Annotated in this window: 1 tRNA gene and 1 rRNA gene; both read right to left on the reverse strand. The window is 54.5% G+C overall.

The annotated features are described in order from the left end of the window. A 5S ribosomal RNA gene (rrf, locus tag NA389_RS21975) occupies positions 1 to 88 on the reverse strand; the annotation flags it as partial. A gap of 39 nt (positions 89 to 127) precedes the next feature. Beyond that, positions 128 to 203 (reverse strand) — tRNA-Thr (locus NA389_RS21980). Positions 204 to 286 lie beyond the last annotated feature (83 nt).

Consider the following 286-nt stretch of genomic DNA (forward strand, 5'->3'; position numbering starts at 1 on the left):
GAGACCCCACACTACCATCGGCGCTACGGCGTTTCACTTCTGAGTTCGGCATGGGGTCAGGTGGGACCACCGCGCTACTGCCGCCAGACAAATTCTTTTTCAAATGCCGAACTTTAACCGTATTAAGTGGTGCTGATACCCAGAGTCGAACTGGGGACCTCACCCTTACCAAGGGTGCGCTCTACCAACTGAGCCATATCAGCACACTAAATTTGATGCCTGGCAGTTCCCTACTCTCGCATGGGGAGACCCCACACTACCATCGGCGCTACGGCGTTTCACTTCT

Source organism: Salmonella sp. NW645, assembly GCF_051703725.1.
In the GTDB taxonomy this organism is placed as follows: Bacteria; Pseudomonadota; Gammaproteobacteria; order Enterobacterales; family Enterobacteriaceae; genus Salmonella; species Salmonella enterica.